The organism is Streptomyces sp. NBC_00029, assembly GCF_045160505.1.
Taxonomy (GTDB): domain Bacteria; phylum Actinomycetota; class Actinomycetes; order Streptomycetales; family Streptomycetaceae; genus Streptomyces.
In genome coordinates this window covers 385,874-406,173 of the sequence record NZ_CP108292.1, presented here as the reverse complement: position 1 = coordinate 406,173, position 20,300 = coordinate 385,874, and the positions used below count along the sequence as shown (strand labels likewise).

Annotated in this window: 15 protein-coding genes and 2 pseudogenes; 7 read left to right on the top strand and 10 right to left on the bottom strand. The window is 70.3% G+C overall.

The window, feature by feature from the left end; genetic code table 11:
* The first annotated feature begins 21 nt into the window (after positions 1–21).
* On the top strand, positions 22–1,377 hold the full coding sequence (locus OG753_RS01960; protein WP_405786839.1) for a hypothetical protein: 1,356 nt from the start codon (positions 22–24) through the stop codon (positions 1,375–1,377).
* A gap of 57 nt (positions 1,378–1,434) precedes the next feature.
* On the opposite strand, the gene OG753_RS01955 is transcribed toward OG753_RS01960, so the two are convergent.
* The 6 genes and pseudogenes from OG753_RS01955 to OG753_RS01930 form a co-directional block, all read right to left on the bottom strand.
* A complete protein-coding gene (locus tag OG753_RS01955) occupies positions 1,435–2,073 on the bottom strand; it encodes a DUF7003 family protein (protein ID WP_327260326.1) in 639 nt (212 codons plus the stop codon).
* A 224-nt stretch (positions 2,074–2,297) separates the two neighbouring features.
* Positions 2,298–3,191 carry an AraC family transcriptional regulator N-terminal domain-containing protein gene (locus tag OG753_RS01950; RefSeq protein ID WP_405786838.1) on the bottom strand — a complete coding sequence of 298 codons (894 nt, stop codon included), beginning with the start codon at positions 3,189–3,191 and terminating at the stop codon, positions 2,298–2,300.
* A 128-nt stretch (positions 3,192–3,319) separates the two neighbouring features.
* Complete coding sequence (locus OG753_RS01945; protein WP_405786837.1) at positions 3,320–3,865, bottom strand: YbhB/YbcL family Raf kinase inhibitor-like protein; 546 nt, start codon at positions 3,863–3,865, stop codon at positions 3,320–3,322.
* A gap of 462 nt (positions 3,866–4,327) precedes the next feature.
* The gene (locus OG753_RS01940; RefSeq protein WP_405792981.1) at positions 4,328–4,576 is read right to left on the bottom strand and encodes a transposase; all 249 of its coding nucleotides are present in this window, start codon (positions 4,574–4,576) and stop codon (positions 4,328–4,330) included.
* Positions 4,573–4,965 carry a transposase family protein gene (locus tag OG753_RS01935; RefSeq protein WP_405786836.1) on the bottom strand — a complete coding sequence of 131 codons (393 nt, stop codon included), beginning with the start codon at positions 4,963–4,965 and terminating at the stop codon, positions 4,573–4,575. Before OG753_RS01935 ends, OG753_RS01940 begins: the two co-directional genes overlap by 4 nt.
* Positions 4,966–5,194: 229 nt before the next feature.
* Positions 5,195–5,332, bottom strand: a pseudogene (locus tag OG753_RS01930) (hypothetical protein); the annotation flags it as partial.
* Positions 5,333–5,478: 146 nt separating this feature from the next.
* On the opposite strand from OG753_RS01930, the gene OG753_RS01925 reads away from it, so the two are divergent.
* The 3 genes from OG753_RS01925 (at position 5,479) to OG753_RS01915 (ending at position 10,080) form a co-directional block, all read left to right on the top strand.
* On the top strand, positions 5,479–7,980 hold the full coding sequence (locus OG753_RS01925) for a WD40 repeat domain-containing protein (protein ID WP_405786835.1): 2,502 nt from the start codon (positions 5,479–5,481) through the stop codon (positions 7,978–7,980).
* Between the two features lie 452 nt (positions 7,981–8,432).
* Positions 8,433–8,708: a hypothetical protein gene (locus OG753_RS01920; RefSeq protein WP_405786834.1), complete on the top strand. Its 276-nt coding sequence runs from the start codon at positions 8,433–8,435 to the stop codon at positions 8,706–8,708.
* Between the two features lie 187 nt (positions 8,709–8,895).
* Positions 8,896–10,080 (top strand): IS701 family transposase, encoded by a 1,185-nt coding sequence (locus tag OG753_RS01915; protein ID WP_405786832.1) that lies wholly within the window; start codon positions 8,896–8,898, stop codon positions 10,078–10,080.
* A gap of 195 nt (positions 10,081–10,275) precedes the next feature.
* On the opposite strand, the gene OG753_RS01910 is transcribed toward OG753_RS01915, so the two are convergent.
* Positions 10,276–14,397, bottom strand: a complete 4,122-nt coding sequence (locus OG753_RS01910; protein WP_405786830.1) for a hypothetical protein — start codon at positions 14,395–14,397, stop codon at positions 10,276–10,278.
* 1,348 nt (positions 14,398–15,745) lie between these two features.
* Between OG753_RS01910 and OG753_RS01905 the strand changes: the two genes are divergently transcribed.
* The 3 genes and pseudogenes from OG753_RS01905 to OG753_RS01895 form a co-directional block, all read left to right on the top strand.
* Complete coding sequence (locus OG753_RS01905; protein ID WP_405786829.1) at positions 15,746–16,210, top strand: ATP-binding protein; 465 nt, start codon at positions 15,746–15,748, stop codon at positions 16,208–16,210.
* A gap of 629 nt (positions 16,211–16,839) precedes the next feature.
* Complete coding sequence (locus tag OG753_RS01900; RefSeq protein ID WP_327260317.1) at positions 16,840–16,983, top strand: hypothetical protein; 144 nt, start codon at positions 16,840–16,842, stop codon at positions 16,981–16,983.
* Between the two features lie 106 nt (positions 16,984–17,089).
* A pseudogene (locus OG753_RS01895) lies at positions 17,090–17,299 on the top strand (DEAD/DEAH box helicase family protein); the annotation flags it as partial.
* 110 nt (positions 17,300–17,409) lie between these two features.
* Here OG753_RS01895 and OG753_RS01890 read toward each other — a convergent pair.
* From OG753_RS01890 to OG753_RS01880, 3 genes are all read right to left on the bottom strand, one after another.
* Positions 17,410–18,384, bottom strand: a complete 975-nt coding sequence (locus OG753_RS01890) for a hypothetical protein (protein ID WP_405792979.1) — start codon at positions 18,382–18,384, stop codon at positions 17,410–17,412.
* Complete coding sequence (locus tag OG753_RS01885; RefSeq protein WP_405786828.1) at positions 18,381–18,866, bottom strand: hypothetical protein; 486 nt, start codon at positions 18,864–18,866, stop codon at positions 18,381–18,383. The genes OG753_RS01890 and OG753_RS01885 overlap by 4 nt, the downstream gene beginning before the upstream one ends.
* A 115-nt stretch (positions 18,867–18,981) precedes the next feature.
* Positions 18,982–20,298, bottom strand: a complete 1,317-nt coding sequence (locus OG753_RS01880; RefSeq protein ID WP_405786827.1) for an MFS transporter — start codon at positions 20,296–20,298, stop codon at positions 18,982–18,984.
* Between the last annotated feature and the right edge of the window lie 2 nt (positions 20,299–20,300).

Sequence of the window (20,300 nt, the reverse complement as noted above, 5' to 3'; positions counted from 1 at the left end):
CGCTGGCTAGGGTGCACTGCCATGGACGCTGCAGATCTCGACCGCCGGGCCCGGACGTTGTCGGGCTGCATTCCTCCACTCCTGGTGTCCCGGCTCCTCGAGCTCGGACACGAGCAGGAGGTGGAGTTCCAGGCCCGCCGTGGCGAATGGTTCTGCGCGCGGGAGTGGGCGCGGCTCCTCGGTGACCGGGGACGGCAGGCTCAGGCGCTGGAGGTGCTCGCACCGTACGTCGCCACCGGCTGGTGGCCGGCCGGGCAGGCCCAGGCGGAACTGCTGGAGAGCTGGGGGCGGGCAGCGGAGGCGATCGCGCTGGCCCGGCCGTACGCACGGGTCGGAGGGTTCAAGCTGGAGTTCCTCGCGCGACTCCTGGCCCGGCACGGACGCAGGGACGAGGCGGTCGGGCTGCTCAGCGCCGGAATCGAGGACCCGGCCCTCGCCACCGCACTGGTCGAGGTCGCCGAGGGAACGGGCCGGGACGAGGACGTCGCCGCGCTCCTGGCCGCCCGGATCCCGGCCCGGCACCGGTGCGACGAGCCGTGGTGCTGTCGCGGACTCGACCCCGACACGGCGATCGGGCTGCTCGCCGTGATCCGTGAACGCCAAGGCCGCCTCGACGAGGCGATCGCCCTGCTGCGTACCCGGCAGGTCAGCTCCTCCGGCGGACGCGACCGGCTGGCGGACCTGCTGGCGAGGCACGGCCGGACCGGGGAACTGCGCGCGTACGCGGCGATCGAGGCCCACGGGAACGCCGCCCGGCGCCTCGCCGAGCTGCTGGAGGAGCGCGGTGACCTGGAAGGCGCGCTCGCCGTGTACCGGCAGCCGGACGGCCCACCGGCCGGCGGGCACCCCGATACGGTCGAACTGGCCCTGCTCCTGGCCCGGCACGGCCGGGGCGACGAAGCGATCGAGGTGCTGCGCACGCTCGCGGACGCACCCGGCGGCGCGGAGGACCGGATCGTCCACGCGCTGTGCACCCAGTACGCCGAACACGGGCGCGCCCGCGAAGGCGTGGCCCACCTCGACGCCCTCAGGGCGCGCCGCGGCGGCGAGGAGGAAGAGGACGTCTTCAGGGCGCGGCTTCGGCTCATGGCCGACTGCGGTCTGCTCGACGAAGCGATCGAGCAGGCGGGCGTGTACTCGGGGGAGGACCCCGGGTACGCGGCGGGCCTCATCGCCGACCTGCTCGCGGCGACCGGCCGGACCGCGGAGGCCGTCGCCATCCTCGAACAGCACGCTCCCTACCATCACACCGCCCTGGCGGGCCACCTCATCGAACTCGGCCGGGTCGAGGACGCCGTGGCACTTCTTCAGCAGCGCGAGGCGGAGCCCTTCGTACCCATCTGGTCCGGCACCTTCGACGCGCAGCCCAGGCCCTGACCCGCCGGAGGAATTCCCGCCCACCCGGCGGCACGCCTACCGGGCGGGAGGCCGCCCCTACAGGGTTCCCGCATCCGGCCAGTGGGACCAGTGGGTGTTCGGCGGGGCCGACGGCCGGTAGCGGCTCGGATCACCGGAGTCGAGAACGTCGGCGATCAGCCGGAAGGTTTCGTGGCGGCCGGGCGCGACGTCCCAGAGGTCCTCGGGCTGGCGCCATTCGTCGAGCCGCAGCAGCACGGGCAGGTCGGCCGGGACACCGGCAGCCCGTAGTTCGGCCTCGTCGGCCAGCAGCGTCCCTCTGTGTTCCGGTGCGAGCATTCGGAACACGTCCTGCAGAGGGGTTCCGGCCCCGGCGCCGACCGCCAGCGCGGTCCCCCGTACGACCACGGGTACCCCTCCGGCGAATGCTTCGTCCCCGTCGGGATCGATCTCATCCATGTTGTCGACCCGGTCCAGGAAGTCCCCGAACCCCGGCTCGCCGCGCGTCAGGCAGTTGCCGAAGCGGTACATGACGTCGGTGAGGTTGCCGGCGCGGGGGTTGTAGCCCAGCAGTTCGGCGACCACGGCCCAGCGCGTGGTGTCCGCGAACAGGTGGATCCGCGCATCGACCGGGTAGGAGTAGCCGTTGTCCAGGTCGGGGAACTCTCCCTTGTCCGCGCAGTGATCGAACTGTCCGAGGATCGATGAGGTCGTCATCACGCGCTCCACCCTAGTGACCCGTGCCGGAAGTTCTCTGCTGGATACGGCGTTCGATCCAAGCGGCCGTGGCCCGCTGGTCGGGAGGCCGGCCCAGACCGGGCGCGCGGCGATCTGCCAGAGGTTCTCTGACTCAGGTCACTGGTGCTGTGACCGGGAAGGGCAGGCCCTGACGCTTCACCGGCCGGTCTCGTGACCGGCAGGCGTCACCCGCGCCCCCGCGGTCAGGCCGTCACAACCGCAGCGTGCTGGGTACGGGCCCGCATGCGTGCCGCGTCCGCGCGCGGCGGCGCGCCGAACTGCCGTTTGTACTCACGGCTGAACTGCGAGGGGCTGTCGTATCCCACCCTGGAGGCGACTCCGGTCACGTCGTTCGGGCGACGGGCCAGCAGCAGCCGTGCCGCCTGCAGGCGGATCTGCTTCTGGAACTGGATCGGGCTCATCGCCGTGACCGACTGGAAGTTCCGGTGGAACGCGGAGACGCTCATCCCGAAGGACCGGGCCAGGTCTTCGACGCGGAAGGCCTCGGCGTAGTTGTCGCGGATCCAGCCCACGGCTCGGGTGATGTGGGTCAGGCCACTGTCCGCCAGGCCGAGCTGCCGAACGGCTTCGCCCTGCTCTCCCGTCATCAGCAGCCAAAGTATCTCGCGCTTGGCCAAGGGGACCAGCACCCGGCGGTCGCGCGGCCGATCCAGCAGGCGCAGCAGCCGCACGATCGCGTCGATCAACTCTGCCGGTGCGTCGCTGATCGTGATCCCGGGCCGGACCGACCGGGTCGAAGGCGGCAGGTCGCCCGGCCCTGCCTGCAACATCAGCTCCGCGATGACGGCCGGCTCCAGCGTCATGCCGAAACCGAGTTCGGGTCCTTGGGCGATGCGTCCGACCACCGGCAGGTCGGCCGACGCGACCAGGTACTGGCCGACGCCGTACTCGTACACCCTGTCTCCGAGCGCGAGCCGCTTGGCCCCCTGCGCGATGACCGCGAGCACTACGCCGGACATCGCGTACTCCGGCTCGGCGCCCGGTTCGGCTCGGCAGATCCGGACGCCGTCGATGGCCGTGCTCAGATCGGGCCGCGCATGGCGGCCCAGCAGGTCGCGGAGCTCGTCGAGGGACATGCCCCCATCTCACCATGCCGGGCCGGCACGATCCCCCGCCTGGAGCAGGATCGTGCAAGGACGTGCGGAGATCGGGCGAGTTCCCGCGCGCCGGACCGGAGGGAGTGGCGGGGCGGGCCGCCGGGCGGCTACGCCCCGGTCCCCTGCTCCTCGTAGTGGGCTATCAGCCGGCCGCGGGCGATGGCGTGGAACCTCAGGTGGAATCCCACCAGGGCCGGCGTCGCGTCCTCATCCGGGCCCAGATTCTCCCGGTCGACGGCGTACACCGTGAACACGTACCGGTGCGGGCCGTCCCCTTCCGGAGGTGCTGCCCCGCCGAAGTCCCTGCTGCCGTAGTCGTTACGCACCTGCACGGCACCGGCGGGCAATCCTTCGAAGCCTCCGGTTCCGGCCCCCGCCGGCAGCTCGGCGACATCCGCCGGGATGTCGAAGACCGTCCAGTGCCAGAACCCGCTGCCGGTCGGTGCGTCCGGGTCATAGCACGTGACCGCGTAGCTGCCGGTACCATCCGGCCCGGCCGACCAGCCGATCTGCGGCGAGGAGTTGCCCTTCGCGTACACATGGGCATCCGGGAGGGGCCCATCGGCGGTCAGGTCCGTGCTGCTCACCGACAGCTCGGGCACCGGCGGGTGGAAGTCGTGCGGCAGCGGACGCCGTAGCACCTGATCACTCAACTTCTTCGTCCTTCTTCGTGTCTGTGCAGGGGTGTTGCCCCGGGGACCCGGGGCACGTCCCATCGGAGCACGAATCCGGCGGGAGGCGGACGCCGCCGGGAGGATCATGCAAGAACGTGCGACCTTTACCCGGCACGCAGCGTTGGTGCCACGTCACGTGCACGACGCCGAGAGCCGGCAGCAGCGGCCCACGGGCGTCGGCCGCAGGACACAAGGCGCTCAACCCCCTCACCGTCAACGTCACCGCGAGCGGCGACCGGCCCCTCGTTCCGGCCGCGGGCGACATCCGAGCCTGGCGTGCCGACTGGAACGAGCGCCCACGGCCCTTCGCCCGGACGAAGGCCGCCGACGAGATCCTCGACAGAGTCGCCGCCTCATGCCAACGAATCTCTGACCCAGGTCCCTAACGAGCTCGTGCATGGTTGGCGGTGACGCGTCGAAGAGTGCAGGTCGGCCCGGTGGTCACTGTGGCTCATTGAGCCTGCGAGTGGCGGTCTGCTGGTGTGAGAGCAGTCCGGCGATGGCTTGGATCGTGTCGCTCATGTGGTCACGGCGGCCGTGGTGGCGAGCAAGTGCCCGCCAGTTCTTGAGGTGTGCGATGCCGTGCTCGACTCGGATACGGCGTGAGGAGTGCGCCTTGCGCTGGCGCTCGTAGATCTCCTCGTACCACTCCGGCGGGTTCTTCTTGAACTTGCGGTGTGGTGGTGTCACGACGCGGCCGCCGGTCTGGGCGCCAGGCCCTGGTAGCCGGCGTCGGCAAGGATCTCCACGGCCGGGCCGCCAGTCAGGTGCTTGACCAGGCCTAACTGCCGGGCGTGGGTGATGTCGGCACAGCTGGCCGGCTGGGCTGGACTGCAGAACAGGAGTCTGCCGCTGGCGTCGGTGAGGACCGTGGCCTTGACCGCGTTCTGCTTGTTCTTGCCGGAGATGAACTTCTCCCGGTCCTTGCGGCCGGCAGCGGGCCTGCGGACCCGGATCTCGGTGCCGTCGATGATCCCGGTCTGTCCGCTGGCGCCGAGGTGGTCGATGACCTCGGCGAGGGTGCGGAGCCGGATGCCGGCCGCGATGGTGCAGCCGCGGGCTGCGAGCAGGGGCCGCACCTCGCCGATCGCCCGGGTGCTTCCGTGCCGGTGTGATGAGAGGGTCCGTCGTCGGGCTTGTGGTGGCTGGTCGGTCGCGTGTTGTGGCGTTGCGTGGTTGGCGGTGGTAGACGGCGAGATCGTGGTGGAAGCCGATGGCGAGATCTCCGGTGGTGGTGAGCGCGATGCTCTGTGGGTCGTCGGTGAGGATTTTTGCGACGGCCCGGCAGGTGGTGAGGTCCCAGACCCGCACCGTGTTGTCTGCGCTGCCGGTGACGGCGACGGGTCGTCCGTCCAGTGAGGTGCACGCCACCGCGTACACGATGCCAGTGTGGCCGGTGAGAGGTTTGCCGACGGCCCGGCGGGTTGCGAGGTCCCCGACCCGCACCGTGCTGTCGGCGCTGCAGGTGACGGCGATGGGGCGGCCGTATCAATGTCAGTTGCTGTCTGTAGCATCCGTGGCCAGGTTGGTGACCCGTCCACCCGCAATAGGGAGGGACGGGGTCGTGAACGGGCTGCAAGGAGCGTGGGGCGATGGCGAACGCTACAAGGGCCGTCGGGCAGACGCAGGATTCCGACGACGAAGCCGCGCTGTTGCTGCCGTTGGCGTTCGCCGAAGGCAGGGGTCTGCCACTTGCCCTGTGGGTGGTCCTGGCACGTGCCCTGTCGGGTCACCCGTGGACGGCTCAGGACGTGAGCGTGTTCCGGGACCGGGCGGGCGAACTCCTGGTCGAGACTCAGACACCGGAGGGTGCGGCCTACCGGTTGCGTGCCCGGGGAGCCCGGTCGGGCGAGCGGCAGACGCAACGGGCGGTCACGAGCGCGTTGCTGGCCGAGGTGCCCCTTGACGGGGACAGCGGGCACCGCGACTGGCTGGCTGCCGCACCGTACATCGTCGACCATCTCGCCGCCCACGCCGCCGCGGCCGGTGCCCTGGACGAGATACTCGAGGACGCCGAGTACCTGGTGCACGCGGACCCGCGGGGGCTGCTCCGCGCGCTCAACATCCCGGGCTCGTCCCAGGGGACGGTGCGGCGGAGTATTTACCGAGCATCCGTCCACGTCCATGCCACCGTGAGCCTGCCCGAAAGGCGGGACATCCTCGCCGTTGACGCCGCTCGCCACGGTGAGACCGGCCTCGCCCTGGAGCTTTCTCGCGGCCGCCCGTGGCGGCCGCGGTGGGCGACCGGCACGATGGTTCATCCAGCGCTGCGCTTCACCAAGACGGGATTGGGCGTGGACGCCGCCGCGTGCACCATCATCGACGGGCGTCCCCACGCGGTGACCGGCTGCTACGACGGGAACGTCCGCGTGTGGGACCTGGTCGACGGAACCGAACGCCTTGTCATCACCGAGGACGACGGGGTCTACGCACTGGACTGCGTCGAGATCGACGGGCGTCCCCATGTCGTCACAGGAACCTGCTCCGGCAGCCTGCGGGTGTGGGATCTGGATACCGGGGCCGAGCGGTTCGCCCTCGGAGGTCACAAGGGCTGGATATACGCGGTGGGCTGCACGGTGATCGACGGCCGACCGCACGCCGTCACTGCGGGAGAGGACTGCCTGGTCCGGCTGTGGGACCTGGTCGACGGGTCGGAACGTGCGCGGATGCCCGGCCACACCGAGGAAGTACGAGCGGTGGCGTTCTCCGAGGTTGCTGGCCGGCCCGTGGCTGTGACCGGGGGCTATGACAACACGGTGAGGCTGTGGGACCTGGAGGACGGCGTCGAGCGGGCCGTGCTCACCGGTCACACGTCGGCCGTCTACTCGGTGGCCTGCACGGTGATCGACGGCATCCCCCACGCCATCACCGGGGGCGGCGGGGAGCACGCGGCACGGGTCTGGTGCCTGACCGACGGCTCGCAGCGCGCGGTGCTGGGCGGGCACACCTCGTGGATAGCTGCCGTGAGCTGCTTCGAACTTGGTGGACGCCCCCACGTGTTGACCGCCGGTGGTGACTGCACGGTGCACGTGTGGGATCTGACCGAGGACACGGAGCGCGCCGTCCTGACCGGACACCACGGCTATGTGGACGCGCTGGCCAGCACGGAGATCGACGGGCGCCCGTACGCTGTGAGCGGCGGCCATTCCGCGCCCCCGCGCGTATGGGACCTGGGTGACGCCGCCCTGCCCGCGGGACACAAGGGCCACACCGGGACCGTGCAGGCCGTGGACGCCGTGGAGATCGACGGCCGTCCGCACGTCGTTACCGGAGGCGACACCACAATACGGGTCTGGGACCTGGCCGATGGGACGGAACGAGGCACCCTGCCCCACGGGCACCGTGTGGAGGCGCTGGCCTGCACAACGGTCCACGACAGCCCCTACGCTGCGGTCGGAGGCTGCTGCGGCGTCACCCGGGTCTGGGACCTTGCCGCAGGTACCGGGCTTCGGGACCTTCCCGGACCCGACCGCCGGGTGGAGACCGTGGCGTGGGCGGACGTCAACGGCCGTCCCTACGTGGTCACCTCCGACCAGGACCGCACCATACGCGTGTGGGATCTGGACGAGGACGTGGAGCACCCGCTCCACAGCGACCGCACCCGGTCGGCGGTGCGGGCCATGGAGCCCATCACCATCGACGGCCGCCCCCACCTCCTCACGGGCAGCGATGACGCCGCACTGCGGCTGTGGAGGCTCACGGAGAAGGGCCGACGCGTCACCACCACCGTCCACACAGGGCACCACTGGATACGGGCACTCGCCGACACCGTCCTGGAGGGCCGTCCCCACGCGCTGACCGTGGGCGGGAACGACAGCGCAGTACAAGTGTGGGATCTGACGGACGGCACTCTGCGGTCCACCCTTGCGGGACACCCGTCAGGAGTTCTCGCGGTGGCCTGCACTACGCGGGACGACCGTACGGAGGCCATCACCTTGGACGGCAGCGGTACGGTCCACGTCTGGGATCTCGCGCCGGCCCGGCTCCGGGAGAAGGTCGCGCTGCCGACGCGGGCCCAGTGCATGACCGCCGTCGGCCAAGGTCTCGTCATCGGCATGGGCGACGACGTGGTCGTACTTGACCGCAATTGCTGAGGCAGGGACGGGGTGGACGGTGACGCATGCCGTTACCGTGCCGCATAAGCCCCGCAGGGCGCCTGTGACGGGCCCGCTGCGCCCCTCGGATGGATGATGCGATGGCCGTCCTGCAGGGCCGCCTCCGGCTGGTCTGGCGGACCCTGGAAGAGGGGCCGACAAGCCGTGAGGGAGGTCCCTGTGATGCTCAGGCCGCCGGTGGAGCCGATGCTGGCGCAGGCCGCGGAAGCCGTGCCGGGTCCGGCGGCTTTGCGGGTGGGGGTGGCGTATGACGGAACCACGCGATCTTCTCGCCGACTTGGAGGGCCGAAGTCCACCGTCGCGAGGCCGCTCCTTCTCCGCCTGCCGTCACGGCCTATGTGAGCCAGGCTGTGGGGCTGTTCTGCATCGCTGCCGACGCTGTGCAGGGTCCCCAGGTTGCATACGACGGTCTCCCGCTGGTCGGGAGGGACATGGCGGAGCTGGAGAGCGACGCAATCGCCTATGCCGAGGCGATGGACGTGAAGTTTCGCATCATGCCCGAGGGCTACGCAGCGCCGGATGATCCCGGGATCGTCATGCGCGCGCAACGGGTCGGGGAGGTCATCCGATCGCGTCCGCTCTTCATGGTGCCGCGCGATGGCGCGCATACCGAATGGGACTCGTTGCCCTCCGAGGAGTACCACTTCAACAGCTGCCCTCCGAGGAGTACCACGCCAACGAACAGTCCATGGTCCAACATGGCGTGACCCATGACGGGGGGAAGAGGAGAGACGCTCGGGTAACGCTGCCCGCCGTTCGAGGACGGGTTCGGGCGCCGGCTAGTGCACGAAGTCGAGTTCCTTGATCACATTCGTCGCTGCGGTTCGTGCAGACGGGCGCTAATACTGCCGGTGTTTGCCGTGACGATTGGGCAGGTCGGTTGGTGGTCGGTTCGTGGGCGGGGAACATGGGGATGCCCGGTTGTGGGCTGGTGAACTGAAAGCTCTGCATGAGCGGTTCGTACACCGTTTCGCCAGGTCGGAGCCGCGGGAGTCGGCTCTTGCCTATATGCGGGGGCTGATCGCTCCTTTGGAGCGGAAGAACGGCTGGACGCTTGCGGAGGAGGCCGGGTATGCGGGTCCGGACCGGATCCACCGGCTGCTGAACCGGATCGACTGGGACGCGGATCAGGTCCTGGACGATGGGCGGGACTACGTCGTCGAGCATCTCGGCGACCCGGGAGCGGTGCTGATCGTGGACGACACGGGGTTTCTGAAGAAGGGTGTCCGCTCGGCCGGCGTCCAGCGTCAGTACTCCGGAACCGCCGGGAGGACGGAGAACTCCCAGATCGGGGTGTTCCTCGCCTATGCCGGCGGCCGTGGCCGCACGTTGATCGACCGCCGCCTCTATCTGCCCACGTCATGGACCGATGACCGCGATCGGTGCCGGGCCGCCGGCATCGTTGACACGGTCGGCTTCGAGACGAAGGTGGTGATGGCCAAGGCCATGGTCCGCCGGGCGATCGCGGACCGGATCCCGTTCCGGTGGGTGACGGCGGATGCCGCCTACGGCTTCTCCAAAGGCTGGCGCACGGAGCTGGAGCGGGCCGATGTCTTTCACGTCATGGCCACCACCCGGCACGACACCGTCGTCACCCGCTGGGCCATCGACCAGCCCGTCCACGACCTGTTCCCGGGGCTGCCCCGGCAGAAGTGGAAGCGCCGTTCCTGCGGGGAGGGAGCCCACGGCTCGCGGGTCTACGACTGGGCCAGGGTCGAGGTCCGTCCCTGGCATCGCGAGGACCGCCGGCACTGGGTGATCGCCCGCCGCAGCGTCCGACGACCGGACGAGATCTCCTACTACATCGCCTACTACCCGGCCGATACCACACTCGACGAGCTGATCCGTATCGCCGGTGCCCGGTGGGCGGTCGAGGAATGCTTCCAGAGCGCGAAGCAGGAGTGCGGCCTGGACGACTACCAGGTCCGCCGCTACGACGGCTGGCACCGCCACATGACCCTGGCCATCGCCGCCCATGCCTGCCTCACCGTCCTGCGGGCCCGCGAAATCGACACCGGGAAAGCAGAAACGGATCCTCCCAGCTCATACCCCTCACCCTTCCCGAACTCCGACGCCTGATCCACTACCTCACCCGGCCCCGCCCGAGCATCGACCACGTCCTGCACTGGTCACACTGGCGACGGCGACGACAGTTCCAGGCACGTGTCAGCCACTACAAACAACGCGGTCACACACCACCAGAAGCCAACAAACCATCACAGCAAACACCGTTGCAGTACTAGGATCCGTGTTTGCGTGAGGCGTGCAGCAGCATCACGCCTTCGTTGCTGGCCGTCCCGCACTGTCCGCCCAGGCTCGGGTGAACCGCTCGTGCGCGGGTGCCGGGACCGCAGCGGGGGCTTCTGCCGGGGCGGCAGGTTTGGGGCGCGGGGCCTTCGCGGCGGTCAGCTCCTTGCGGACGGCGCGGTGATGATCGATGGACCAGGAGTTCCAGCGGCGGACGGTGCGGTCGGCCGGGCGGTCGAAAGCGTGCAGCTGGAGCTGGAGGGCGGCCGCGTCACGGCTGACACCGAGAGCCGCCGCCACCTCGTCCACCAGGTCCGGGACGCTGAACAGCGGGTTGGTCTCGTACTGGCCTGGCGGAACGGGGGTCGTGGCGGACCGGTCCGCCAGCCTGCGCAGAGCGGTGAGCAGATCAGCGGGCAGGTCCGTAAGCCCGCCGAGCAGGGCGCGGGCACCCTGCGCCGCAGGGTCTTCCACCGGGCGCTCGGCGAGAGCCCAGGCGACAGCGGTGGCGGCGGCCTGCATGCTGTCGGCCTCCAGAGGTTTCTCGAGGCGGCCGGTGAGCAGGGCCGTGGTCCAGGTCTCCGGGAGTCCGTGGTCTGCGGCGAGGGCAGCGGCATGGCTGCCGTCATCGGTGTACGGGGCGGCACCGAGCAGCCGGGTCCAGGCCGCGGCCATGCGTTCCGCGGCCGCGGTCATCCCGCCGGGGGCCCAGAGCTCCGCCGGGTCGCCGGGCACAGCGGCGGCGAGCACGGTGCGCCGGCCGGCTGGACCGAGCCGCCGCTGGAACTCGTCGTACGCGTAGAGGGTGTTCTGGTCGGCCTTGTACGGCTTGGAGCGGACCAGCTTGCGGTGTGCACCGTAGTCGTCGCTGCCGGCGAATCCATCGAGGACCAGGGCGGCGATCGGGCGCGGCACCCCGGTGCGCCAGCGGAACAGGTCCACGGCCTCTTCGGGCACCGGCCGCGGGCCCTGTTCGGCGAGCAGGGCCAGCAGGCGGGGGAGCCGGGTGGTGTCATCGGCGGCGACGGTGTGCGTGGCGCACTCTTCGGCATCGGCGGGCACCGGATCGGCTGCTCGCTGGAGGAAGGGGGCGAGGCCGCTGCGCTCCGGGCCGGAGGCCACGGCGAAACCGTCCGCGCGCAGTGCGGCGATCCGCTGCTCCGGGGCCCGGCCGGTCCGCCAGGCACTGCCAACCTCCGCGAACGGCTGCCGGCTCCATACGCCGAGCAGTGCCGCGAGCGCTTGTCGCTGCTCGTCGGGGGTGGCCGCGACGACGGTTCGCCAGGCCACGGCATCGATCCGGCCGGTCAGCACCGCCCATTCGGAGGGCGGCGCGGGCAGGGCGAGCACCCGCACCTCGTCGTCGATCTCACCGCGCAGGTACCGGCCGTCGGCGGCGACCGAGGTGAGGAGGGCGGGCTGTGGCTGCGGCTGCCGTTCCTCGTAGCCGCGCAGCTGGGGCAGCAGGCCGTGGAGGGCCGGGACGAGCCGGTTGTCCGGCGCCGGGTCGGGCAGGTCGACGACCGGCCCGGCCCGCATGACGGCGACCCGGTGTGACAGCTCCCGGCAGCGGCGCAGTACGTCAGCGGCGAGCCGGACGGCGCGGTCGACGCCCTCCTGGACCCGCGGGTGGGTCACTCCCGGCAGGGCGCACCCGATGCCCTGGTGCAGCAGCTCGCGCACCGCACTGTCGGTGACCGTCCGCAGGACACGGGACGAGGGCTCGTCGCGCGGGGTGAGGAAGTGCCAGAAGGCAGGTGGCGGCACCGGCCCGGCCAGTTCGCCCAGGGTGGTCCGGCTTCGGGTCCTGTGGCGGCTGCCGGGGAAGCCCTGGACCTGCCAGAGCAACGAGTTGTCGCCGGCGGCATGGCAGCGGATGGTGGTCCCTCCGTTCAGGACGGCGTCCTCACCGCCGAGCGGCAGGGCAAGGATTCCCCATGGGCGACGGCCCCAGGTGTTGCTGCGGTAGGAGGCGGTGCGACCGTCGATGGACTCCAGCACGAACTCGCGGGGCGAGGGACCCGCGTACGGGGTGCGGTAGTCGACCCGGCAGCCGGTGAGTGTGCCGTCCTGACCGAGCGGGGAGGGCGGGGCGCCGGGCGGCAGTGCGGCGAGAATGCGGTGGTCGGGGAAGGGCTTCGTGCCGGGCGGGGACCGGTCGGGGTCGTGGAAGGCGGGCAGGGTGCGGTCGGCGGTGGGAAGGCCGGTGGCCGGGTCGATGCGGGTCCAGCCGCCGCGGTCCTCGCTGAACACCGTGGTGCTCCAGAGGGTGTGGCCGTCGTTCATCTGGTAGTCGCGGTGGCCGATGCCCTCACGTCCGCCGGCCCGCAGGACGCGCTCGCCGTCGAACCGGCCGCCCCCGTCCGAGGTTTCGAACTGGTAGCCGAGGCCGCCCTGGATACTGCCGCCGTAGGGGCGCAGCCCGTACGTCTGCTCTGGTTCGAACGTTTCGCCGGGGTGGTCGGACCAGTAGGCGGTGTTGGAAGGGTTCTCCTTGTGCTCCTCGTTCCAGGCGACGAGGAACTGGCCGCCGACCCAGTGCACGGTGTGGCCGAGTGCGCCGTCGGGCAGTTCCATGGTGTGGTCTGCGCGCAGTCCGGCGTGGTCGACGGCGAGGGCGCGGGTCTCGCCGTACACGGTGAGCACCGGCCAGGTGCAGGTGACGTGCACGGTTTCGTCGGGCGGGAAGACAGCGAGGGCCTGGTCCAGGGCGGGCCAGCCCAGCTCCTCGGGGAGCCCGGCCCGCAGGGCGCGGGCCAGCGGGCCGGTGAGGTCGAGTGCCTCGAGGGCCTCCTCGATGCCGTCCAGGGCGATGGCGGTGGGCCGGTCGAGGAGTCCGCGCAGCTCGTCGACGGCCTCGTCGGCGGCGGCCAGTCCCCCGCCGCGCAGGGCGTCGAGCAGCTTCTCGACGCGGGCGTGCACCTCGACCGTGATGCCCGGATTGTGCGGGAGTCGACTGATGGCAGTGCCGCTGATCGCAGTGCCGCCACGGGTGCGGAGCCCGGCGTGAACGGTGCCTTCCAGCCGGGGGCCGAACACCGGGTCGGCGGCGAGTGCCTTGAGGTCGCGCTGGGAGTGCTCACCCCAGAACTCCAGGCTGATCGCGGCACCGGGGTCGTGGACGGGTACGCCCTCGGCGAGGCAGAGGTCGAGGAGGTCGGCGTCCAGATGCGGCCACCGGTAGCGGTCCTCGTGCAGCCGGACCGGGGTGCCGTGCGCGCGCAGCAGCGGGGCGAACCGGCCCACCAGGTCCAAGAGTTCCGTGGGCATGGGCTGGCGGGTCACCCCACCGCCGCCCACCGTGCGGTGCGAGTATCCGGCGGTGTATCGGCGCAGCCAGTCGCCGAGGCCGCCCTCCGGGGTGATCCGCCCGGCCGCGGCAGCGTCTGCGGCACCGCACGCGATGAGCAGCCGCAGCCAGGCCGCCGCGTCGTTCTTCGACTCAGGAAACAGGTCGAGGAGGGCGGTGGCCTGCTCGTCGGCGGGCGGGTGGTTGCCGAGCGGGCCGACGGCCGCGTTGAGAAGCCGGTCGGGTATGGCCTTGCCGCGGGCCGCGGCCAGCACCCCGCCCAGCACCCGGGCCTCCTCCTCGCTGCCGAGCCCGGCCGCACGGGCCGAGTCCCGGACCCGGCGGGCCAGATCGGCGGGAAGCTCGCCGGGGGACGCCGCCCAAGCGCTCAGCAGGCGGACGAACTCGTGGTGCGCGTCATCCGGTTCGAGGACACTGGCCAACCAGGCTGCCGCTCGGCTGAGTTCACTGGCGGGCAGGGCGCCGAAGCGGGCGAAGAGCAGCTGGTTCGCCCGCCGCCAGTCGGGATCGACCGGCAGAGCGTGGGTGCGCTCGGCGGCGCGCGCCTGCGAGTAGGCGCGGGCGGCGGAGCGGCGGTGCGTCTCCAGCATCCAATGGCCGATGGTGTCCCAGAACCAGGGCAGGTGGGCGGCCGGCAGGCCCCGGGCCAGGCGCTCCGCGTCGTCCACGAACCGGCCGGGCTTCTCCCAGGCCCGGTGCCGGCTGCTGTCCGCCCGTTCCAGCGTGTCGCGGGCGTCGGTTTCGACGCCTGGCCCCCGAGTACGTGCCCAGTCGGCGTACGTCTCGGAGATGCGGTGATTGGCTGGGAGTGGGACGGGAGTTCCGGTGTTGCTGGTCATACGTGTGATCTTGCCAGGCGGCTCTGACAGGGGGCGTTCACGAGTGAGGGGTCTGGCACAACTTCTGTTGAGTCCAGCCCGGCGGGCCGGCGACCCGTTCGACGCAGGCCGTTGACCCGGCGCTTTCCCCGCTCGACGGCGTCGATGCGCCGAGCGGACGCGCCGCACCACAGAAGTTGTGCCAGAACCCGAGTGAGCATGACCCGCAGCTCCGAAGGGGACTGAAGATCTTTCCCCAACTGCAGCATGATCGTTCCCCGGCCGTCCTTCTCATGTGGTTGATGCGAAGAGGACGCCTCGGGCCGGATACTGTCTGGCCAGGGAGACGGTGACGTCGGAGCGCGTTCGAGGGGGAGTGTGTGGATCATCCGAGGGCTTTACCTCACGGCGAGCAATCCTGGACCTACCTGGACGACCACCTGTGGCATACGTGCGACATCCTCGCGGATCTAGTGAGTGGCAGGTTACAGAGGCGCCCACGTCTGGCTACTTACGCGCGGCTCGCTCCGAATGAGCGCGTCCTGGCGGTGGGGCCAGCTCAGCGGCTGACTTGGCGCGCCCGGGGGAACGGCAGCTACCAGCGCACGAACGTGGTTGCTGTCGGCCGTCCGTCATTTGTCATCGGCAGCATGCTGGGGTCTGCTCTCGGAAATGCTTCACGCCGCCGTGCAGCCGAAGCCGCTGCGCAGCCTCGCTGGGTCCTGGACGGGAGTGGGGAACTCACGGTTACTGATCAAGGCGCCTACTTCGGCCATCCGCACGCCCCTGTTTCCCTGTACTGGACTGGCGTGACGGACAGCATCGATCTGGTCGGGCCTGAGGACTTTCAGATCGCGCTCCGCACCCACCAGGGAGGCCAGTGCACTCTGCGGTTTCACACTCCGTGGGCCTCTCTACTCTTCGTCCTGGCCGCGCGAGCAAGTTTCACAGCTCATCCCCGACTGCTCCACCGTGGCTGGCTCCCGGCCGATTTCGAGAACCGGTGTGCTCGCATGGGCCGGCCCTGCCCACTCGTACCTCCGCTTGTACCGGATTCACTTGCCCGGTGAAGCTGCGGCGGCCACGCGATAGGGACGACGGGTCGATGCGGGGCAGGGGCGCACCGCGGGCCTCGCCGCAGCGGCCGGGGCCACCGCCCAGGACAGCGACATCGCGGCGGGCGAACTCCTCAAAACACCCCTCGACCGCCCCGAGAGAGCCATCACGGTCGCCGACCTCACCGGCGTGGGCGCACTCGATGCCGCGCTCGCCTCAAACCGTCCTCGACCAGCCCCTGCGCTGGCCACCGAAGCCGCACAAGCCCGGCTCCACCCACACCTCTCACACACCCGACCGGCAGGACCCTGCCATGGACGCCAGCCCCCACACCGAAACAGCACCTCCCCCCACCGCGCTGCTACAGCCCGCCACCCACACACAGGCCAACGCACCCCGCATCTGGTGGCTGCCGCACCACCCCGAGTCCGCCGGCACCGCACGCCGCATCGCCAGCGCCGTACTCCACACATGGAACGTCGACGACGACACCATCGACCAAGCACTCCTCGTCGTCTCCGAACTCGTCACCAACGCCCTCGAACACGCCCTGCCTCCCCTCGCCCTCCACCTGCACCAGGCCGAAGACGACGGCACCCTGCACATCGAAGTCGACGACGGCGGCCCCACCGACAACCACGGCACCTGGGCCACAAGCTGCGCACCGGAAGAACGCGGCCGGGGCGTGGCCATCATCACCCTGCTGGCAAGCGCCCACGGCACCCGCATCCTGGCGCACACAGTCACCTACTGGGCCATCCTCCCGGCAGCCAGGTGAAAGTACGGCGGGCTGCCGCACGCCGCCGGTAAGCAGGAACCAAGCGCTGACGCATTAACGCCTGGTCCAAGCCCCACGACGCTCACCTCCGCCGGAGGGGTGTCGGCGGGCAGGACGGAGATCGTGATCCATCCCGTGTCACCGCAGGGCGGGCGCAAGGTCACCGTGCGCGCCCTCGGCGTGGACGCGGACCTCGGCAGGGCGTTCACGCCCGGGGATGTGTCGGTGTTCTTGCGCCGGGCCGGGCTGGAGGATGCGGACCGGTCCGAGGACGGGCCGATCCGGTGGGAGGGCGGCGGCCCCGACGTGCGGACCGGCGATCGCGACGGGTGTTCCCAGGTTCGGTCAGTGACTTGCTGCGCTGCGAGCTGAGCAGCGGCCCATGGCCTGTGCAGGGATTACAGGGGGTTTGATCACCAGCGCCTACGGCGCCAGATCTCACCCCAACGCCGCTGGCCGGCAGGTGCGGATGGCGCTTGTGCTCCGAGCAGGGCGAGGACATCGGCGAGGTTGTTGCGCTCCAGAGGGTGTCGGGGTGGTCGGGCCACCGATGACCCTGCCTGGGCTGCCAACCCCAGTGGCTACGTCCGCCAGGAGTACGCGATCTGGGCCGCCGGGAACACGCGGCCGTGACCGCCGGCAACATCCCGACCATCAGATGCGACTACACCGGCGAGACCGGGTCCGGAGACGGCTGCGACCGCGAGTGGTTCGCTCCCGTCCCGATGCCCCACCACCGGGCCCTCCGCGCCTGGCTGCGCGAATGCGGATAGCGCAGGCTGCGCGACGGCCGCGACCTCTGCCCCGACCACACCCACCGCCCCCCACCCCGACCGTCTCCCGGCCCCAGGGCCAGGAACCCGAGAACAAGGCGAGCACATGACCGGCACCGACACCCGCACCGCTCCGCCGCTGCGCCCTCATCAGAGCGAAGCCCTGGCCCGCGCAGTCGAGGAACTCACCCCCCGCTCCAGCGCCGAGCTCCCTGCCGTCGGCTTGCGGACCCAAGTCATCATGGCCACCGGCAGCGGCAAGACCCTCGTCGCCGTACGCGCCGCCGAACAGGTCGGCCGGGAGCGCGTCCTGGTCCTGGTCCCCTCCGGCCCGCCTCAGATACTCCCGCATGAGAATGCGGCGGGACATCACGCGCGCGAACACGCTGTCCCAGTCACCGACCCACTCCACTGTGCGGAGCCGGTTCAGCAACCCGATAATTCCTGCAAGGTATCGAGTGAACTCGCGTCACGGATCTCCGCATCGGGCTCCGACAATGCCGCCATTCTGAGAGCGTCCAGTGCGGCCGATCCGGCTCGACGCGCCTCGACGAACGCCAGCAGAAGGGGTACACCGGCGGCGAAGGCGATCTCTCCAGCCGCGGTGCGCGGCTCGTATCCCGCAGAACTGCCGTCCTTGCCCGCCCAGAGCCAGCCCACGGTGCCACCGCTCCGGCGAACCTCGATGTACTTGACCGGACCTTCGGTGAACGCCTCGTAGGACTGCTCCTGATAACCCTTCGGCAGCAGGTGCAGCATGCGCTGCCATCTGGCCGGTACGGCAAAGGTGCTCCACGGGTCTGTGTAGTCGGTGCCCTCTTCCGAGAGGTCTTCGAAGCCGGAAGCTGTGGGCCTGCCGTAGTAGGTGGGATCCCCAGGATCGACTTCGGCTCCCAACAGGTCGGAAACGGCACTCAACAGGGAAGCCAGACGCGGCGCGTTCGCCGCGGCGACCTCGGGCTGGGAGCGTTCCCTCAGGTCCAGGGTCATCCAGGCGTCGGAGTACGCCGCAAGCGACACGATGGTGTGCCCGCCGGGCCAGAGGAGCAGCCGCAACGCGAAGAGACGCTCAGAGCGATGCGCGCCGCCGTCGGCGTCCAGCCATTCGCCGGGCAGCACGCTCCACATGTGCAGGGTCGCGTTATGGTCGAACCAGGCCCGGCTCTCTTCCACCGCGCCCTCGAGGCGCCCGTTTCCCTCCCACTCGTACCGCGTGTCCCGCGGCGCCGCCAGCGTGACGACCTTGACTCCCTCGTGTCCCCAGCCATCGACGATACCGAGGTCGGAACCGAGAGAATGGACTCGGTCGAAGAGATGGAGCGCCTGGCGCGCACCCTGCTGTCCGGAGACGGCAATCGTCGTCTCCCAGAACCATTCGCCTACAGGGTCCGTGGTGATCACAACATGTCCTTTGGATCGGTCTTTGAGCCCGGGGGAACGACCAGCGTCCCGTCATCGAGCCGGATGACGAAGGTCACGTCCTTGCCGGCTTCGAAGCGACCGCGGCCGTTCTGGTGGATCTCCATCAGCCTCTCGACAGCATCTTCCGCTGTCCACTTGGCGACGCTACCCTGCCCGTCGACGAGCATGATGCGGTGATCGCCCACTGAGTGAGTGAGCTGCCCGAGATTCTTGCCCCGGGTTATTTCGGAGACGGGGTCCAGTGGATTGTTGAGCCGCTTCATCTGATAGACGAAGGCATTGCCGTTATCATCCAGCAGGCGTACGTCGGCGTCCCCACCCGCATCGTTCTTGATCTCGAAATCGATTCGATCACCCGCGAACCCGCTCCGCGCCAAATCGTCGGCCGGTGCGGGTGTGGTCCGGGACCAGCACCCGCATTCGGTCGGCCAGCAGTCCGGCGAGCGAGGCGGCGACACCATCCGCTTCCCCGGCCGGCTCTCCGGCTGATTCCGATTGGTGGAATGATTGTCTGTCAGAGAGGCGTGGTGGGGGGTGGGGTGCGTGACGGCTCGCGGCCGACTCGACCGGCGACGGTTACTGCGCAGGGGAACTACACGCATGCTGTTCGGTGCCGTTCTCTGATCCCGTTGAGTAGTTCGGGACGGGGACCGGGGAGGCGTGCGGCTGCCAGGTGAGAATCCAGCCGGCGGTGAGCGCCGCCGCGCCGCCCGCCAGAGTGATGGCGCCGCCGGTTCCGATGACTGCGGCCACCGAGCCGAAGCAAACCGGCCCGACGCCCTGCAGCGTCATGCCGCCGGAGCCGAGCAGACCGAAGGCCTGGCCCTGGCCATCCTGCGGCAGGGCGTCCAGGAACGGCCGTTGCAGGCCGAGACCGTAGGCGAATCCGAAGCCGCTGAGCAGCAGCAGACAGGACGAGACGCCCACTCCGGGCTCGGCAGCGAAGCCGACCAGCGGCAGTCCCATCAGCGCAATCAACGGGACTACCAGTCGCTCCCGGCTGGGTGGTAGTAGGAGTCGGCCCACCAGCAGGTCACCGACGAGCATGCCGACCGGCAGACAGCCCATCAGCACCGCGTACCAGCCGGGCGCGAAGTGGCGTCCTCCGGCGTAGGCGACGATCAGGCCTTCCGCGCCTGCAACGAACGCGGGCGGTAGCCACTGGGGCAGCATCAGTCGTCGCACCGTGCGTTTGCGCAGCAGCAGGCCGGCACCGTGCAGGCTTGCCCGGACGGCCCCGCCCTCGCCCCGAGCGCTGCCGGGTGTGCCGCCGAACTCTCCCGGCTGCAGCCGGGGTAGCCGGATGCGGATAGCAAGCGCGCAGCCGAGGTAAAGGGCGGCGCTGACCGCGAGCGCCCGGCGCGGGCCGAGTGCCGCGACGACCGCACCTCCCAGCGCCAGACCGAACAATTGCGCGCCGGAGGAGGCGATGTTGTTCAGTGAACGGCCCAGTACATAGGCGTCGCCCTCCAGCGACTGCGCGACCAGCCGACTCGACGCGCCGTGAAACACCGGTGTGGCAAGGGCGACCAGCGCCACGACACCGAGGCTTGCCGCGACCGGCATCCGCACCAGGGCGAGCAGCAGAGCGGTGGCGCACGTCAAGGCGTAGCCGCCGGTGATGAGCGCGCGGGGCGGCAGCCGGTCGGCCAGTGAGCCCAGCAGCAGCGAGCCGAACAGCTGCGGGATGAAGCCGATACCGAAGGCCAGTGCGCTCAGCAGCGCGGAGCCGGTGGTCGCGAAGACCAGCACCGAGAACGTGGTGATCCGCAGCGAGTCCGCGGTGATCGCGACGGTGCGGGTTGAGAAGAGCAGCCGGAATCGCGGCTCGGCCAGCACCTTCCGGTAGGTGGCACGGTGGTTGACCTGCGCGGGTTCGGCGGTTGGGGTCATGA

Excerpts from the sequence above, each read along its gene's own strand:
- OG753_RS01960 (WP_405786839.1), top strand. The coding sequence starts at position 22 with ATGGACGCTGCAGATCTCGACCGCCGGGCCCGGACGTTGTCGGGCTGC.
- OG753_RS01955 (WP_327260326.1), bottom strand. The coding sequence starts at position 2,073 with ATGACGACCTCATCGATCCTCGGACAGTTCGATCACTGCGCGGACAAG.
- OG753_RS01950 (WP_405786838.1), bottom strand. The coding sequence starts at position 3,191 with ATGTCCCTCGACGAGCTCCGCGACCTGCTGGGCCGCCATGCGCGGCCC.
- OG753_RS01925 (WP_405786835.1), top strand. The coding sequence starts at position 5,479 with ATGGCGAACGCTACAAGGGCCGTCGGGCAGACGCAGGATTCCGACGAC.
- OG753_RS01920 (WP_405786834.1), top strand. The coding sequence starts at position 8,433 with ATGGCGGAGCTGGAGAGCGACGCAATCGCCTATGCCGAGGCGATGGAC.
- OG753_RS01910 (WP_405786830.1), bottom strand. The coding sequence starts at position 14,397 with ATGACCAGCAACACCGGAACTCCCGTCCCACTCCCAGCCAATCACCGC.
- OG753_RS01905 (WP_405786829.1), top strand. The coding sequence starts at position 15,746 with ATGGACGCCAGCCCCCACACCGAAACAGCACCTCCCCCCACCGCGCTG.
- OG753_RS01885 (WP_405786828.1), bottom strand. The coding sequence starts at position 18,866 with ATGGTGTCGCCGCCTCGCTCGCCGGACTGCTGGCCGACCGAATGCGGG.
- OG753_RS01880 (WP_405786827.1), bottom strand. The coding sequence starts at position 20,298 with ATGACCCCAACCGCCGAACCCGCGCAGGTCAACCACCGTGCCACCTAC.